Origin of the sequence: Novosphingobium clariflavum (assembly GCF_026420865.1) — a bacterium.
Classification (GTDB): domain Bacteria; phylum Pseudomonadota; class Alphaproteobacteria; order Sphingomonadales; family Sphingomonadaceae; genus Novosphingobium; species Novosphingobium clariflavum.
In genome coordinates this window covers 1-249 of record NZ_JAPCWC010000130.1, presented here as the reverse complement: position 1 = coordinate 249, position 249 = coordinate 1, and the positions used below count along the sequence as shown (strand labels likewise).

The window sequence follows — 249 nt, the reverse complement described above, 5'->3', positions numbered from 1 at the left end:
TCGATGCCATCGCGCCCAAGGTTGTGCCCGACACCAAGCTTGGCGATGCGGTCTCCTACACCCTCAACCAGTGGGAATACCTGACGCGCTACGTCGAAGACGGCAGGATGCCGATCGACAACAATCTTCTCGAACGCGACATCAGGGTTTTTGCAACGGGACGAAAATCCTGGCTCTTCTGCGACACCGTGGACGGCGCACGGGCGAGCGCCGTCACCTACAGCCTGATGCTGACTTGCCGCGCCTGCG

The 249-nt window shown here is 61.0% G+C and carries 1 protein-coding gene; it reads left to right on the top strand.

From position 1 onward, the window contains the following. The coding region (locus OKA11_RS24595) for an IS66 family transposase (RefSeq protein WP_267225276.1) at positions 1-249 on the top strand (249 nt) is incomplete at both ends.